Annotated in this window: 13 protein-coding genes; 1 reads left to right on the top strand and 12 read right to left on the bottom strand. The window is 55.7% G+C overall.

What is annotated here, in order from left to right:
• Window positions 1-11 precede the first annotated feature (11 nt).
• The 5 genes from GS620_RS21040 to GS620_RS21060 form a co-directional block, all read right to left on the bottom strand.
• Window positions 12-1664, bottom strand: coding sequence for a recombinase family protein (locus GS620_RS21040; RefSeq protein ID WP_171330331.1), 1653 nt, complete (start codon window positions 1662-1664; stop codon window positions 12-14).
• Complete coding sequence (locus GS620_RS21045) at window positions 1661-2704, bottom strand: tyrosine-type recombinase/integrase (protein WP_171232747.1); 1044 nt, start codon at window positions 2702-2704, stop codon at window positions 1661-1663. The genes GS620_RS21040 and GS620_RS21045 overlap by 4 nt, the downstream gene beginning before the upstream one ends.
• Window positions 2704-4401, bottom strand: coding sequence for a tyrosine-type recombinase/integrase (locus tag GS620_RS21050; RefSeq protein ID WP_171617648.1), 1698 nt, complete (start codon window positions 4399-4401; stop codon window positions 2704-2706). Before GS620_RS21050 ends, GS620_RS21045 begins: the two co-directional genes overlap by 1 nt.
• Before the next feature lie 166 nt (window positions 4402-4567).
• The gene (locus GS620_RS21055) at window positions 4568-4774 is read right to left on the bottom strand and encodes a helix-turn-helix domain-containing protein (RefSeq protein ID WP_170619977.1); all 207 of its coding nucleotides are present in this window, start codon (window positions 4772-4774) and stop codon (window positions 4568-4570) included.
• Window positions 4775-4954: 180 nt separating this feature from the next.
• A complete protein-coding gene (locus GS620_RS21060; RefSeq protein WP_171617649.1) occupies window positions 4955-5788 on the bottom strand; it encodes a hypothetical protein in 834 nt (277 codons plus the stop codon).
• Window positions 5789-7129: 1341 nt separating this feature from the next.
• Here GS620_RS21060 and GS620_RS21065 point away from each other — a divergent pair.
• Entirely contained in the window at window positions 7130-8011 is an 882-nt protein-coding gene (locus tag GS620_RS21065) for a hypothetical protein (protein ID WP_171617650.1), read from the top strand.
• A gap of 366 nt (window positions 8012-8377) precedes the next feature.
• Here GS620_RS21065 and urtE read toward each other — a convergent pair whose 3' ends face one another.
• The 7 genes from urtE to GS620_RS21100 form a co-directional block, all read right to left on the bottom strand.
• The gene (gene urtE / locus GS620_RS21070) at window positions 8378-9085 is read right to left on the bottom strand and encodes an urea ABC transporter ATP-binding subunit UrtE (protein ID WP_171617651.1); all 708 of its coding nucleotides are present in this window, start codon (window positions 9083-9085) and stop codon (window positions 8378-8380) included.
• Window positions 9075-9815 carry an urea ABC transporter ATP-binding protein UrtD gene (urtD, locus tag GS620_RS21075; protein ID WP_171116861.1) on the bottom strand — a complete coding sequence of 247 codons (741 nt, stop codon included), beginning with the start codon at window positions 9813-9815 and terminating at the stop codon, window positions 9075-9077. The genes urtE and urtD overlap by 11 nt, the downstream gene beginning before the upstream one ends.
• Window positions 9812-11065: an urea ABC transporter permease subunit UrtC gene (gene urtC / locus GS620_RS21080; RefSeq protein WP_171172764.1), complete on the bottom strand. Its 1254-nt coding sequence runs from the start codon at window positions 11063-11065 to the stop codon at window positions 9812-9814. The genes urtD and urtC overlap by 4 nt, the downstream gene beginning before the upstream one ends.
• Before the next feature lie 10 nt (window positions 11066-11075).
• The gene (gene urtB / locus GS620_RS21085) at window positions 11076-13031 is read right to left on the bottom strand and encodes an urea ABC transporter permease subunit UrtB (RefSeq protein ID WP_171329814.1); all 1956 of its coding nucleotides are present in this window, start codon (window positions 13029-13031) and stop codon (window positions 11076-11078) included.
• Between the two features lie 67 nt (window positions 13032-13098).
• Window positions 13099-14373 carry an urea ABC transporter substrate-binding protein gene (gene urtA, locus GS620_RS21090; protein WP_171116857.1) on the bottom strand — a complete coding sequence of 425 codons (1275 nt, stop codon included), beginning with the start codon at window positions 14371-14373 and terminating at the stop codon, window positions 13099-13101.
• A gap of 286 nt (window positions 14374-14659) precedes the next feature.
• A complete protein-coding gene (locus tag GS620_RS21095; RefSeq protein ID WP_171116855.1) occupies window positions 14660-15046 on the bottom strand; it encodes a hypothetical protein in 387 nt (128 codons plus the stop codon).
• 630 nt (window positions 15047-15676) lie between these two features.
• Entirely contained in the window at window positions 15677-16852 is a 1176-nt protein-coding gene (locus GS620_RS21100) for an alpha/beta hydrolase (protein ID WP_170400931.1), read from the bottom strand.
• Between the last annotated feature and the right edge of the window lie 83 nt (window positions 16853-16935).

Below are 16935 nucleotides of genomic sequence, written 5' to 3' on the forward strand. Positions count from 1 at the left end.
CCTCGTCAGGCTCATAACCTGAAGGTCGCAGGTTCAAATCCTGCTCCCGCAACCACCTTGGTCGAACAAAGTGCCGAACAAGCCGCCTTAGGGCGGCTTTGTTCATTTTGGGCCAACCCAATCATTGCTGCCAGGGCACCCTCCAGTTCGATCTGAACGCCCTCGTTGGGGTGCTCGACCGTGACACGTTCGATAAGGCCCCGGATGATCTCCAAGGCCCCGGTGCGGATCGACGGATCCGATAGAGCCTGCGCCAGATCTGCGACTTTGGAGCGATAGAGTTGGGACAGATTCGGCTGCAGTCGCACCGATGAGGGCTTAGGTTCGAAGAGCTTTGCGTCAAGCTCGGCTATCTGCGCTTCGAGTTCTTCGAGCCGCGTTTGAAGCCCGGGGGTGCGAATGCCCTCAGCGATTGCGTCATAAAACCCATTCAGTTTGCGTGCAGCTTTGTCCCGTTCGGATTGTAGACGGGTCCGGGCTGCCTCCTCTGTACCAGCTTCTGCGTTGGCGGCTTCGTTGAAGGATTTGATAAAAGCGGCCACTGCGTCGGGCTGCATCAGACGCTGACGAAGTAAATCCAGAACGGCGTCTTCCAGGACATTGCGGCGAATGGATTGCCTGTGCGTGCAGGTGCCGAGTTTGCGGGCGGCTGAACAGGCGAGGTAATCGCGCCCGACAGTGGCGAGTGGCCCACCGCAGTTGCTGCAGAATACTAGACCTGTCAGAAGGTGCTTTTTGCGACGCTTCTCCCAAAACTTGGTTTGCTTGATGGCTTTGACGCGGGGATCAGCCTCGATCTCGCCTTGCCGCTGCTTGACCGCCTCCCAAAGTTCATCCCCGACGATCCGCAGCTCAGGGACCTCCGCGATGATCCATTTGGACGGATCGTTGAGACGGGAAACACGTCTGCCGGTCTCCGGGTCCTTGATGTAGCGCAGCCGGTTCCAAACAAGGCGGCCGATGTAGAGCTCATTGTTGAGAAGGCCCGTCCCACGCACTCGGTGCCCCCGGATGGCGGTGTCACGCCATAACTTGCCACGGGGACCGGGAATACCTTCGGCGTTCAGGCGGCGCGCAATGGCTTTCGGGGAGTGCCCTTCGGTGAAGTCATGTAACACCCGCCGGACGATCTCAGCTTCTGCTGCGTTGATCACTCGTTCTCCCGTAACGGGTTGGCCGTCCGGCCCGAGACGCCGGACGACGTCATAGCCGTAGCTGTTGCCGCCACCGGAGCGTCCAAGCTCGACACGCCCGCGCAAACCACGCCGGGTTTTGTCGGCCAAGTCTTTGAGGAACAGTTGGTTCATGGTGCCTTTGAGACCTACGTGCAATTCGCTGATCTCGCCCTCAGCCAGCGTCACGATGCAAACCCCTGCAAAGTTCAGCCGTTTGAAGATCGCAGCGATGTCTGCCTGGTCCCGGCTCAACCGATCCAGCGCCTCTGCCAAGATCAGATCAACCCGTCCTTCCTGGGTTGCATTGAAGAGCGCTTGTAGCCCGGGACGCAACATGGACGCACCAGAGACCGCCCGATCCGAATAGGCGTCGACAACAGTCCAGCCTTCCCGCTCTGCACGTTCCCGGCACAAACGCATCTGGTCATCGATAGATGCGTCTCTCTGCATCTGGCTGGAGAAGCGGGCATAGATTGCAACTCGGGTCATCGTCTGGTCTTTCTCTTTAAGTCGATCAAAGCCGCGTAGTCGCGGCCCGCTTCAATGGTTTGGGCGTGGATGTAGTGGCGCTCAGCCGTTCCGAAGCTCGCATGAGCCAATATTGGTCGGATCAGCTTCGCGTGTTCCGGAGAGGAGCGCGCCAATGTCGTTGCGGCGGCATCCCGGAAGAAATGCGGTGGAATGCGGCGACCCGTCAGCTTCAGGGTCTGCTCCGCGATCCGGGGGCTCAGCGCATCTTGCTTTAATGGTGCGCCTGTCCTGCCGACCCACAAGACATCGTGTTGTTGTTGGCCACGCTCCATTAAAAAGGGACGGGCTTCATTGACATAACGACGCAAGAGCGGCTCAACGCTCTGGGGAACATCAGCCTCCCATGGCTGCCCTGATTTGGTCAGATCCCCTGGGAGCGCGACGGTCATGGTGTTTGTTGTTACATGCAAGGATATGCCTATCCGAAGGCCCGCAAAGGCGCGTCGCCGCATCGGCATCAAAGCCATCATGGCTATCATGCTGCCATCCCGCAGGCATATCATACGGCGCAGCGGTGTTGGCTCCGCTTCTGCATGACCCGTCGCTAGAGACATTCCCGCCTTGAATAGAACCTCGCTGGACAACACACGCCCAAGTTTGCGATCCCGATCACCCCGTCCTGCGGTGCGCTTCAATCCCGCTTTCAATCTCCGCTGAGCGGACCAGTCCTGTGTCTGGTCAGCCGCGGAGAGGATACGCAACACACCGTCAATGAACATAAACCGGGTCATCGGCCGGGTGTGTGAGAGGTCCCTAAGCCAAGCGGAAAGGCGCGGCAGAGTCGCGCGTCGAGCCGGAGGCAGTGTGATCGCCTTCGCATTGCTGTTAATCAGCCATTGCAGCCATCGGGCATAGCGCAGTTCTAACGTCTTCAACGAGGTCGCACGCAGGTGTGAGAGCGCGCCGCAATCGTCGAGTGGGCCACCTTCTATCTGAAGGTTGAGCCACATCTCCCGGTCTTGCACGGGCCAAGCAGACAGAGGCAGAACAAGGCTCATCAGCGACGCCCTTTCTTAGCTTCTATCAGGTCAGCAAAGGCGCGTGTTGCCGAACGTGCCTCAAGACCGGAATACATGTTGATCGTGTGGCTGACCTCCGAATGTCCGAGCAACCGGCGCGCGACCTCATAGCCGCCGGGATTGGCGTCGAGCCAGTTCATCACCGCAAAATGCCGAAACAGGTGGGCATTCATCTCCAACCCCGTTTCCTTCCGGATCCGTTTGGAGACGCGCGCAGACAGAACGCCAGGATCAACCGAATGCTGATCATCCCTCCGGGGAAACAGCCAAGGCGTTCCCGCGGGGCAGAGTTCCGGACAGCGAGATTTGAGATGCACGTCGATCATGCGCAATACATCACGCGGGATCTCGAACTCGACAGGTCGCTCATTTTTGGTCTCGCCGTCTTCCAGAACCAGGTAGGCTCGGCCATCACCAGGACGGTGCAGGTGGCGTTCCAGGTGGATGCCAGCCAGGTTCTTCACGCGAACCGGGCAGACCAGCAAGATGGCGATGGCGAGTGCATCTTCGCGCGCCAGAGCCCAGCCATACGGTTTGGATGTGCCGCGTGGTCGCGTGAAAATCCGTTCAGGCAGGAGCAGCAGGCGCTGTTGATGCCGATCCTCTTGCAACACCCGCAGCCGGCTTCGGTTCTTTTGGGTCATGCCATTCTGAGGTTTGACCGCCAGGCGCGCGGCAAGCCCGGTCAGTGCATCGCGAGCGTCATCGGGTGCATTAAGTATCCGGGCCAGGTTGCGGAGCAGCGCGGCGATCTCACTGATCATCTTTGTGGTCTGGTTGTTGGTGCGCGATAACATCTGGCGCAAACCCTGTTCAGCCATCACCGGATTGATCAGGACGTCCAATCCGCCAATCTCCGCGATCGGGATACCAGAGTGAACGAGTTCGGAGGCAAATCGAACCAACTGTCTTTGGTATTGGGACAGGGTCGCGGGTCGGAGTACCCTGTTCTGACCGTCATCTGCCAGCGGGTCCGGAGTTGCAAGACGGTGCATCAATTTTGCAAGCTCGCTTTGGAACGGCGTAGGAAATGCTGTCACGGGAAAGGTGATGACCTTCTGGCGCGTTTCCAGAGGCAGGATGGCCTTGGGCCATTCAGAAATACGTCGGACCGCCAGGTTCCAGCCGTTGACCGCAGCCCGATATGCGACATCCGGTGATTTGCTGATCTCGTTATGCGCAAGGGCTTCTCGATAGGCCGCGGCATGGTCTGAACATACGTTGGCAGGCTCAACGCTCTGCCGGTTCAAAAAATGCACGAAGCGGCAGAGCGCGGGTTGCAATGTCTTGTCGCCGGACGCCAGTACATTCGCCCAGAGCGCGTGCCAATCGGGAGACAGATCATCGATCCGGTTGAAGCGCCGTTCCACCAGCCCGAAATGCGCGAGGGCGGCACGCGCATCACTCACCGCGTTTTGCCAACTCTTCGGTGTAAGACCGAGTGCTGCCGGTGTGACTTTGGACAGACGGGGCTGCAACCAGCGACTGTCGCAGGGCACATCCTCTGGCGGCAGCCCAAGGGCTTTGGCCACGCGGCGTAGACCGGAGATCATGTCGCGGCGGCGTCCGTCCGACAGAGAGCTATCGGAGCGCAGTTGGTCGATGAGCTCGGCGAACATCGGTGTGTCGGCTTTGACGAAGGCCAATCTCAATGGAACGGGGCTCTGGCTAGTCATCGGGTTTACGTTCCTTTGGACATGTCGGGTCTCGGGCGGACGGGTGTGGACAGGAGGTCCGATTCGGGAAAAGCGTAGCACAGAAAGTTAGAAACTTACGGGCAATCCCTCTTCCCGAAGATGCCATAACCTATTGACATTAATGTACATTAATGGTCTCGATTACCTACCAGCACTGTGCCTGCCTGTAGGCGGCATGAGCTGCCGGATCAATGCGGATGAGGCGTCCGCCAGGGCCCACCCGAATAACCTCAAGCAGGCCAGCCGCAATCGCACGGCGCACCGTCTTCTCGGAGCAATTGTCCAGTTCAGCGACGTCCTTCACCGTCAGCAGCTTGCGGGGTCGGTTCTTCTTGGCATTGATCTGTGGCATCCTGATGCGCCTCCTTTTGGTCAGAGGCGTCCCGGCCCAGTTCCTGTACTACCTGGGCAGCCAGCAATCGGACCAACTGGTCAATCGCTGTCTCAACCTGCTTGTGCGCGTGGTCGTCAGAAGGGGATATGGCAGGAACGCGTGTCATGCCATGACCATGACAACGCGGGCTTGCTCATTCTAAGTGTATTGATTGCCCAATTCCGGCGGCGCCCAACGCTCTTGCTCTTCGCGCTCAAGCTTGTCGCGAAAACCGTCAATGTCCACGCGGATCGTCTCACCGCTCAGGATTTGCCCCGGCTCGGTGATCATCTTCACGACAGCCTGGATAAAGTTGACGAGCGGACCTTGCCGTTGTCCTCCGGGGCGACCGTCTGAGTATGTCGTATAGGTTAGGGGGCGACCGGCATCCTTCCAGATGTAACAGCAGCTCTCGACAATGTACTGACGGCGTTTGTCGCGCGAGAACCGCTTGTCCCGAGGCGACATCTCTGCAATCGCACCAGGTGTCCCATGGATGCGTCGAATGTCATTGATGACATCCTGAGTAAGTGCCGTTGCGGTCTCGAGCTTGTCGAGCACTTGGGGAAGAAGGTCTGCGTCTTCTGGCGTCGAAGCGAAATAAGTCGAAAGCGAGCCCAATGCGTTCCGGAGCTCTTGGGGACCAATGGAACTCTGTTTGGCTTTCCGCAAAAGTTGCTTGAGGTACTTTTGACCTCGTTCAATCGCTTGCGAGCGTCGGACCTCAGTCAGGTTGATTGCGATGTCGTCGTCGTTATTGAGGCAGTTCCCAAGAAGCACAGAGAGTTCGCGTACGAGCTTAAATGGCAGGTCAAACCGTTCGGCCAAGCTCTCGATCATGTCATCAGAGAGAGCACCGCGTTCGCCATAACTGCCGAGCTTCCATGACATCGAGGACTTGATCCCATCCATGTGCGGATAGACGGAATAGTCACCTTCAGTATCTGTAACGTCTCGATTGTCCTTCAGACCGCTGTCCGCGTTGGCGCTCATGTTATTCTCCGTTTGGCACACTCTGGGGTTTGGTCGCACGTCCAAAAGCTTACGCGCATCAAGGCAGTACCGTTTGCTCAGAAAGGGCTGGTTGAAACAAGGCGACCCCTTCAAAGCTTGCACACAAATAAAAGAACGGGAAGAGAACAATTTGGCTAGGTTCTGTGTCGTGTCGCTGGCCCGAACCGCCTGCGCTATTGGAGGGCTGCGGCGCTTCGGGCCAGCTATGTTTTGTACAACTTGGGTCGGGCGAAACACAAAGATCCCCCAAAAAAAGCAGATCAATACACTTAGTCAGCAAGAGCGTAAAATCGGATGTTCCGGGTCGGGATGGATCTCCCCGTCTCCGTTGCGCCCGGTTTATTCTTGCTGCTTTCCCTCGCAAACGATCAAAAAAAGTGGTGACCACGGTGTGTTCACGACCGGCCTCCAATTGTGAACTATGGTTCGGGGACTACCCCATCCCGCACCGACGCGGCTCCTTCTGGCCCGGTGCAGAAACGCGACTACGGAACCCACCGGCCGACGGGCGTCTTCAGACACTCGTCGGACCGGGGACCGCCGAGACCTTGCGCGGTCAAAGCGGGGCAGGTGAGAAGCCTGCGGGGAAGCGGCTGGCCTCCGACAAAAGGCATCGCGCGGATACGAACCTGAAAGCGAAGGGCCTTCTCCCGCAAGACCGGGGGGAAGGAGCGGGGGCCGGATATTGCCTGGCAAAATGTCGGAATAAGTCCGATAAAATAAGACAGAAGCACAAGAGTCGCTCACGTCCTATCCAACAAATAGTCCAACACCGTCAGCAAAGTGCTGATGCAACTTGCGTTCCTACTGAATGATTGAGTGTCGTTTTTTTCAACCGATCGGCGTCGAGGCAAGTGGCTCAGAACTCACGGGAGTGGATCGGTCGTCCGCCAAGCCTGCTTTCTCCGCCGTTGGTCGAATGCTAGGTTTAGTAGAAAGACCAATAACGGTGGTTTTGGCCGCCAGCTACTTGGCAACAACAAAACCCTTGAAAAGTTGTGAAGTTCGTTTGGCCACCAAGCGGCCGTTCGCTGTGATTGCAGTACTTAAGCCCAATTGCGACAGCTTTGCGCGGAAAGCGATCTTCGCGAAGCCTGTGCAGCATCCCCGAAATCGGACCTCCAACTAGGTTACAGAGATCAGCAGGTTAGTGCGATGCTTAGAAAAAATTTACAGGCCTCAATAATCATGCCGTGCTCTGGTGATCTCAGGGGCAATAAACATGGATGGGGTCGCGGAATCTTCTGTTGTTTGAGTATCGTTCGAAATAAACAAGGGCTAAAGCTTCCGACCAATCACCAAAAACGGTAAGTCTTTAAAATGCCATTGAATCTACTGAGAATTGAAATCCTACGGGACCATTGCAAGCGTCATCTTGAAGCTCTCGAAGCCTGGCTTCGTCGACTAATACATGATGAGTTCAAGAACGAGTACGGAGCAAACTATTTGGACGCCAAGTTGCCCGATGGAAGTTTTCTTCTGAACTCAAGCATCAGGAAACATATTAATGCTCGCATGGCCGATCAACCAGAGAGGTTCGCTAGACCCATTGATGCCGCGATGTTGGATCAGGCGATTGCAATTATCTCAAATCCTCGCCATTTCGACGCCCATTTCCGTGCCCCGCTAGAAAGAGCTTTCCCTCTTGGAGATAGGCATGCAAAGGAGACGCTGTCACGGCTCATCGAACCAAGAAATCGTTTGTACCATGCAAACCCGATTTCTACGCGCCAAGCTGAACAGATAATCTGTTATGCTGGTGACACCATTGACTCTATCAAAGCTCACTACAGAGAAATTGGTATGGAAAAAGAATATATTGCCCCTATGATAATTCGATTGTCAGATAACTACGGAAGTGAATACCACGAAGGTGATTTTCAACGAAATAGCACGGGACGCGCGAGCTTGGGTATTCCAGGCGATGCCCAGCTTAGATTAAGACCAGGTGATGTTTATAGAGCGCAGGTCGAGATACATAATCCTGACCCTGAGTCTAACTACCATGTAGATTGGGTGATCACTCAGAACGATGGCGTTACACCCTCTGGTACTGACCTCATTCTAAATATCACCACGGACCACGTCAGAAAAGATTTTTCTATTTGGTGTCGCGTAGTTAGTGACAAAGATTGGCACCGTTGTGGTGACGTAGATGATTCGCTGCATATCCCGCTAAAGATATTGCCACCCGCCGACTAATGGGTTTTCAGCCATGTTCAACGAAATGGTGGTTCGCACTATGGTGTGAGGTAGATTGAATTTTAGTGATAGTTCAGTTTAGAACGCACACCGTTTCTGGTCCAATGTATACGTGCCGCACATGCAAAAGACCGAAGCTCGGTCGACGGCAGCAATGGGCTCATATGACTTGTTCATGCTCACCGCAGAGAAAGTTGGCAGCGAGCCCCAAATGCCCCTGATCCACGAACATCGGAAAACAAAAAACTGCAAGTAATCGGCATTCTATGCAGCTAAGTGAGCTACGAGACGGTATGAGCATAAGTCCGAATTGTTAAATCCGGTGCGTCGGGCATGGCAGAGCAGAAGTGAACCACTACAATGCCGTTAAACAGATACTGCGGACCTTAGTTGTTCTTTGCCAATTTGGCATTTGGAGCCGCGTAGAAGAGGGGTGCCTCGCTCGAGAACCAAGAATTCATCGCCTAACGAATAAGCAAACTCAAAGAACTGCTCGACCAAGATTATGGCCATTTCACCCTGATCACGCAGCAGACGAATGACTTCGCCAATCTGCTTGATGATGTTGGGTTGAATGCCCTCGGTCGGCTCGTCCAACAGCAAGAGTTTTGGCTTTGTGATCAACGCACGTGCAATGGCAAGTTGCTGCTGTTGACCACCAGACAGGTCGCCTCCGCGCCGCGACAGGAACTCTTTGAGGATCGGGAAAAGGTCAAAGATATAGTCGGGGATGGTGTGATCGCTGCGGGGCAGGCAGGCAAAGCCGGTTTCGAGGTTTTCGCGCACCGTCAAAAACGGGAAAATCTCGCGCCCTTGCGGAACGTAAGCCACGCCTTTTCTGGCCAGCTCGAAGGATGTGGTGTTGCCGATCTCTTCGCCGGTTAGCACATAGTCGCCACCGCTGCGGGGATGCGTGCCGGATATCGCTTTCAAAAGGCTTGTTTTTCCGACGCCGTTTGTACCCATCACGCAGGTCACCTGACCCTCACGCGCGGTGATGTCGACGCCGTTCAAGATCTGGCTGCCGCCATAGTGCAGAGTCAAATCAGAGATGTTCAGAAGGTCAGCGGCCAAGATAAACCTCGATTACTTTCTCGTTCCGGGTGACATGGTCCAACGATCCTTCGGCCAGGACCGAACCCTCGTGCAGCACGGTGACTTTGCAGTTCAGGCGACGGACAAACTCCAAATCGTGTTCGACAACAACGACGGCCCGGGTTTTGGCCGCTTCGACAAGAATGTCGGTCGTATGCTTGCGCTCTGCCGGGGTCATCCCGGCCGCAGGCTCATCGACCAGCAGCAATTGTGGGTCCTGAGCCAGCAGCATCCCGATCTCGAGCCATTGCTTTTGCCCGTGGCTAAGTTCACCCGCCTTGCGGCCCAAGGCGCTCTGCAGTCCGATTTCCTCGGCCAGCGTTGCGACTTTCTCATGATCTTCCTGACGCGCCCGGAACCGCAGCACAGCCAACGGCCCGCGTTTGTTTTTCAGGGCAAGCATCAGGTTTTCGCGGATGCTTTGGTCTTCGAACACAGTTGGTCGCTGGAACTTTCTTCCCACTCCGGCCTGCGCGATCTGGCTTTCGCTCATCGACAGTAGTGAGACAGATTTCTCACCCCACAGAACATGACCATCTTCCGGCTTGGTCTTGCCCGTGATGATGTCCATGAACGTCGTCTTTCCCGCCCCGTTCGGGCCGATGACAGCGCGCATTTCGGCCGGACCGATTTGGAACGTCAGGTTGTTGATGGCCTTGAACCCGTCGAAGGATACGGAAACGCCAGAGACTTCGAGCAGCGTGCTCATTCATTCGCCTCCTTTTCGCGCAACGACCCAAGGTCTGGTCCCAGGTCGGCCCCATGTCGATCCGGTGCGCGGCGTTCTGTAAGCTTGTCGATCAGTCCCCCTATGCCGCGGGGCGCGAACAGCGTGACCGCAACAAACGAGAAACCAAGCAGGATGGTCCACCAATCGACCCATTGGATCGTATAGAACTCTAGCGAGATGTCGGGGGTTTGCCCGCCTGTAAACCATGTCGACAGCAACGAGACAAAGGCCGCACCGATCACCGCTCCGTACAGCCGTCCGCGTCCGCCGATTGCCACCCAAACGGCCAGGTAGATTGACGCGATGGGCGCAATTTCGGCCGGGTTAATGATGCCCGCTTGCGGATAGTACAAAGCGCCCGCGATACCGCAGATCACGGCGGTGAAGGTGAAGATGAAAAGCTTGTAGGCCTCGACTGAGTATCCAAGGAACCGAACGCGGCTTTCATCGTCTCGGATGGCGCGAATGACCGATCCGAATTTGCCGGACACCACCCATGCGCAGACAAGGTAGCCAAGGCCAAGCGCTAGGGCGGACGCCCAAAAGAACAGGATCGAAACCGTTGATTGCGGCACCGAGTCCAGACCCGGCAGGTTCTGCAGCCCCGACAAGCCGTTATTCCCGCGCAGCCCACTGTCGTTCTGGAACAGGTAAAGGGACAGCGCCAGCGTCATCGCCTGCGTCAGGATCGACAGGTAAACCCCGGTCACCCGACTGCGAAACGCCAACCACCCAAAAACAAGCGCCAGCAGACCGGGTACCAACACCACCGCAGCCAGTTGTAGCGGTAAGGAATGTGCAAAAGCCCAGATCGGGGGAAACTCGGACGCACCGACAACGCCGAAAATCTGAGCGGCAATGCCATCCGATATTTCCTGGACCGTCGGCGGCAATGCAGACGCCGCGAGGCTGTCGACCACGATAATCTCGGTCCGGGCGTACATCAGCCACATGCCGATGGCGTAGCCGCCAATGCCAAAAAATGCCATGTGCCCCAGCGACAGGATACCTGTGTATCCCCACACCAGATCCATCGCCAGTGCAGCAAGACACAGGCACAGCGTTTTGCCCAAAGTTTTGATAAAGCTGGTGGAAATCAGCCCGATGCCAAACCCTTCGCCCAAAACAGTAATGATAACCGTAAACAGGGACAGGATGATCAGAAAGATCGCGACAGAGGGATAGCGCAGCACCAGCGGCTTGCGTACAGGCTTGGCTGTAGAAGTCATGTCAACCATATCACGCTTCCGCCGCCCGACCTTTGAGCGCGATGATACCGCGCGGTCGGAATTGAATGAACAGGATGATGAAAAGGATCATGTACGTCTGCGCCGCCAGCGTATTGGACGGGTTGAGCCACTCGATCCCCTTTTGCAGCGTTCCGACCATCGTCGCACCCAGCAGCGTGCCCCAGATGTTGCCAACACCGCCAACGACAACTGTCATAAAGCTTTGCACAATGTAGTCAGAGCCCATCTCGGAAGTGACTTTGGCATAAAGCCCGATGGCCACGCCGGCGATGCCCGCGATGCCTGAGCCCAGGCCGAATGTCAGCATGTTGATCCGGTCCGGGTTAATACCCATGGAGGACGCCATGCGGGGGTTTTGAGTGACCGCTCTCACCTCAAGCCCCACCCGGGTTCGGTTCATGACGATAAGGAACAGGGCCAGAAACATCAACGCCAGAACGAAGATCGCGATGCGGATATAGCTGATCGAGACGATGTCGTTCAGCACCATCGACCCGTCCAACCATGCCGGAGCAGTCAGAGGACGCGCCTGCGTGCCAAAGATGTTCTTGGCCAGTTGCTGCAAGGCAATGGAAACGCCGAAGGTTGCCAGCAGCGTCTCTAGCGGCCGGTGATACAGCCACCGAATGACCAGCCGCTCCAGTAGAACACCGGCCCCGAAGGTCACCAGAAACGCGCAGGGAATGGCCACAAGGATCGAAAGCGTCAGGTCAGGAATGAACAACTGCACCACATAGCCGGTGTAGGCGCCCATCATGATGAACTCACCATGCGCCATATTGATCACGCCCATGACTCCGAAGGTGATCGCAAGACCGATCGCCGCAAGGAAATAGATCGAGGCCAAAGACAGCGCGTCCAGCACCAGATCCGCTGTCTGGTTCAAAGCAACTTGCGTTTCAATGTTGTCCAAAGCCGCCTGTGCAGCAAGAGCGATGGGCAAGGGGGCTGAGACGTAAACCTTGAAAAACTTATGTTTTTGAACAGCTTCGGCAATATCTTCCTGTGTCACCAGCGGGGTCGCAAGACCTTGCTGGGCCAACACCTGATACGCGGCCTCTCGGGCGACGTCCTCGTCAAGGCTCGCCACTTGTACACCCGCAACAGTATCGCCGTTTATGTTGGCGATCAGGGCTTGCTTTACCGCTGCTGCATCCACCGGCTCCGGGGCCAACCCGTTTGCGACAAGCAGGTCATAGGCCTGGTCCTGCGTCAGATCGTCCGATCCGACCTCAATGCCAACCGCACCGTCCGGGATTTCATCTGCGACCTTGATTTCGGATGAAACCAAAGGATTGAGCGTTGCCCTGACATCAACACCCAGATCGCCGGCAAAGCTGTCGATTGCAGCAAGCCTCGCGGCCTCATCCTCATCAAAGCGAATGGTGAGCAAGCGTTCCAACCGGTCTTTGCGCGCCTTGAGGTTGGCGTCTTGTTCAGCCTCGTTGGAACCCCGCAGGGCAGACAGGTGCGACGCTTCGGCGTCTCGCTCAATCGCTGTCAAAGCAGCGACGCGTGTCCTTGGATTGGGGTCGTTCAACTGAAACTGCACCAGAGCAGACGCGATCAACCCGCGAATGCCAGAATTGGGCTTGAGTTGTTTGTATTTCTTTTTCTCGACAACCCCGATCTCGGCCCCGTCAGATACATCGAAGACTTGCAACCCACCGTCAGCCTTTGAGGCAAAGACAAAAAGACCGGTTTCTTTGTTGAACCACATGTCCTTGGCCTGCCAACGCTCCAGAACGGTCTGCGCTTCCGGCAGCCCACTTTGCGCCAGCGCGTCGATCGCAGGGCCAATCGTCTTGCGAGAGGATTTCTGGATCACCTCCGCGTGAGACTGCAATATCTGCTGCACCGGGGCGTCTGCGGATTGCGCTTGCAAAAGGGTAGGGGCCACAAGGACCAGCAGGGCAAGCACTGCCCGCCTGAACGGAAGCGTCATTTAGGAAGACCTTTGTATTGAGCCTCGGGGCACAACTCGCGCGCCCCGAGGAATTCAGGTTAAGACCTTAGTAGTTGGACTTGATCTGTACGCAGCTCTCGGTTTCGGTGTTGTACATCCCGCAACCCAGCTCTTTCCAATCCGACACGAGAACAGCGGACTCAGGCAGATAGTCGGTCCAGGCGTCGCCCGGAACTTCTTCGGTCTGGCTGATGATGTCGAACTGACCGTCTTCCTGGATTTCACCGATCAGGACCGGCTTGGCCAGATGGTGGTTGGGCAGCATCACAGCGGTGCCGCCTGTCAGGTTCGGGAATTCCTGACCGTACATGGCGGTCCGAACGGCATCGACATCGGTGGTGTCGGCAGCCGTCGCCGCGTTCACCCACATGTTGAAGCCGATATAGTGGGCCTCCATCGGGTCATTGGTCACACGGTCCTCACCCATTCGGGCTTTCCAAGCTTCAACCCATGCTTCGTTCGCATCGCTTTCGGCCGACTGGAAATAGTTCCAGGCCGCCAGGTGACCGACGAGGTTGGTGGTATCCAGACCGGCCAACTCTTCCTCACCGACCGAGAATGCGACAACCGGAATGTCATCAGCCGAGATGCCCGCAGCAGCAAGTTCCTTGTAGAACCCGACGTTCGCGTCGCCATTGATTGTCGAAATCACGCCGACTTTCTTGCCATCCGCGCCAAGTGCAACCACGTCGGCCACGATCTTGGACCAGTCCGAATGACCGAACGGCGTGTAGTTGACGAAAATGTCCTCTTCCGCGATGCCCTTCTGCTTCAGGTAACTTTCAAGGATATTGTTCGTGGTCCGCGGATAGACGTAGTCGGTTCCCAGCAGCGCGAATTTCTCAACTTCCAGCTCATCCAGGAAGTAATCCGTGGCTGGGATCGCCTGCTGGTTCGGCGCAGCACCTGTGTAGAACACGTTTTTCGAGCTCTCTTCACCCTCATACTGAACCGGATAGAACAGCAGGCCGTTCAGTTCTTCGATCACCGGCAGGACGGATTTGCGGGAAACCGATGTCCAGTTGCCAAAGATCACGTCAACCTCGTGGACTGTGAGCAACTCACGCGCCTTTTCGGCAAACAGTGGCCAGTCCGAGGCCGGGTCTACAACGACGGCTTCAAGCTCACACCCCAGAAGACCACCCGCTTCGTTTTGCTGTTCGACTAGCATTTCCATCGTGTCTTTCAGCGTGGTTTCCGAAATGGCCATGGTACCGGACAACGAATGAAGGACGCCAACCTTGATCGGGCAATCAGCCAGTGCAGGCAATGAACTGGCCAACAGGACTGCGGCGGTTGTGGTGAGAATTTTGGTGTGCATCAGCATTTCCTTTTATGCGACGCGCAGCAGGGTTGTTCGGGGCGCCGAAACGTCCCATATACCCCCCACGCATAATTGCGGTGTGCGAGGGCGTCTTCAGGTTCCTAGGCCGGGCACCTTCGCACATGTTCCAAGCCGTCTTGCGGCACTCCATAGTGCTAGGACAGTTCTTTGCAGCTCTTAGAGTCTCATAGCCCGAGTTCTTGGATTGATTGAGGGTATTGCCCAATTTCGCGGCAATGCAGCACGTCGCGCTTAAAAATGCGGCGGCGCAGCGAAGCGGTCTTTAAGCGCCGCCCAAGATCAACAGATTGCATTGATCCAAGTACTGCTTGGCAGCTCGGCGCGCCGCACTTGCTTTCACTTCATCAGAAGTAAAGGTTGCGGTTTGCAGCAAACGTGCGTGGGCGTGTTTGGAATTCACCCTGTGGCCTAGGACAAATTCGGCATTATTTGCTGTCGTAGTCGCTTCCAGCAACGAGATAAACCTACCGCGCCGCAGTTCATAATCCTGAGCTTTTGGATCGTTCAAAAGCCACGCGTGTTCCATTTCAGCCGAGAAGCGACCTGCACAACCTGCAAAAGATTTTACGATCCCACTTTCTGCGTAGAGCAATCCAGAAGTCACCAGGATGCACACAATAGAAAGAAAGAATGTTCTCAAAATGCACATATTTTAATCATCGCCACAGTAATTGCGTCCGTCAAGGCAGCACTTTGAAATCAACTGTGTCCAGTTTACGGATTACTCTGAATAGAAAGCCCCAGCATTTTCAGGCTCAAATTTGATTAATCACACCGATTCCGCAATGTACGGCCAAGCTTGCACCAATCTTCTGGATAGGCCGAGCTAACACTTACTATCGGATTCAAATATCTAAAGCTTCGCACTAGTTGGAAGTTGCAATGTCTGATTTGAGTCCCAATTGAAACCCTCGATCCGCTGACCAAGACCGAAACTGATTCCGCCAACCAGTCGTTCACTCCGACCAAACTTGCTGCAATGTAGCTAAAACGGCTCAGTCCGCGAAGAAGCCATCAGACGCCGGGATGCGAATGTCTGGAATGCGACGTTTGAGACTTGTTGCACAAGCGAGACTCTGGGTGTTGACGAAAGTCCGGTAAGGGCTCAAAGGACCTGTTCTGTCTCACCGCAGAGAATGACTGCAGTGAGCCCACTTCTACCGATGCTGCGCGTTGCTCGAACGTCAGCTTTGCGTTGAGCATTCTAGGTGCGTTGTCAGGCTCATAGATTAAATCCAGAAACTGGTTCTAATGGTTCTGACCCACTGGAGTCCCAGTACTAGCTGCCATTTCGAAAGCGTTGCAGTGTCTGCGGATAATTCGATGGAAAACTCCAGACAGCTTCGCCCGGAGCACGCACAAGCCCGCGCGCTTGAGGATCTCGGTCTGTAAGCAGAGAAATGAACAGGTCACTGCTGGCCCAGGGCGAAGACCGAAAGTACCAATGCCCGTTTCCTGTATCGGCTGCTTCGGCCTCGGTCACATCGATGATATGTAGGGTTTTCATCTCAGACAGTCGGCGCTGGAACAGAGACCCATTTATTGCTTCATCGGAAACTTGACCCAGACGGTCGCGGCCGAAGACCAACCGTGACATCGCCAGCGCTGAATCGGTCTGCGATTGATAGAGTGTCACACCTATAACGGCATCCAGAAGGCCGTCTTCAATTGATTGCAAGAAATAGCTTCGATCAAGATCGCTGCTGATCAGGATCAACTGCCCCAGCCGCGGCTTTGGCCCAGGCCGCAAAGCAATCTGATAGGCGGCTTCAAATGCGAGCCTTGAGCCTGCGCTGTATCCTATAAGGTGAATGCGCCGGGCGTTGGTGTTTGCCGACAAGTATTCGACAAGAGACCGCAAATTGCGGCGCGTCGCCAATGCAGATTCCTGATCCCGAAAATACGCCAAGCGATTGGGTGTAGCGGGCCAGTTGTAGCTGATGAAGGCGCCCTGATAGCCCAGAAAGTGTTGCAACTCTTTGGAGACAAGGGTCGAGTAATCAAAATCGACATTGTAGCCATGGACATAGATGAAAATGTCTTTGTTGCGAGAGGCTGCAAGGTGATCGTCAATCCATTGGGCAAACCGAAGTCCGGCTGCCTTCATCTCCTTTTGCGAAGGTGGATCGTTCATGTAGCGCGTGACACTGAACGGCATGACACCAATCTCTTGTACGTCAGACAAGCTGAGCGTGTAGTCCTTAGCGCGGTCGCGCGTCATGGTAACGTGGCGAAGCTTTTTCAACGTCGCCAATGGGGGGTTGCTTTGCACTTCGGCAATGCCGGTACGCAGAATGTGACCGCGCTCATTGTTGTAATAGGCTTGTGGGTCGCCGGGAACCGCGGGCAGCCGATCTGTAGCGTAGAATAGCTGCGAACGCTGCACGAAATTGTCTTCCGTGATGTCCTTGTAAGGGTCAAAAGCAGCCTCGGCATAGACCGTTGGGGAGGGCATCAGTTCAATTTCGTCATAGATGTTTGGCCCGCAGGCAGCGAGGACACAGAACGAACACACGGTTGCCGCAGGCAAAGCTCTGG

This window comes from Ruegeria sp. HKCCD6428, assembly GCF_013110595.1.
Taxonomy (GTDB): domain Bacteria; phylum Pseudomonadota; class Alphaproteobacteria; order Rhodobacterales; family Rhodobacteraceae; genus Ruegeria.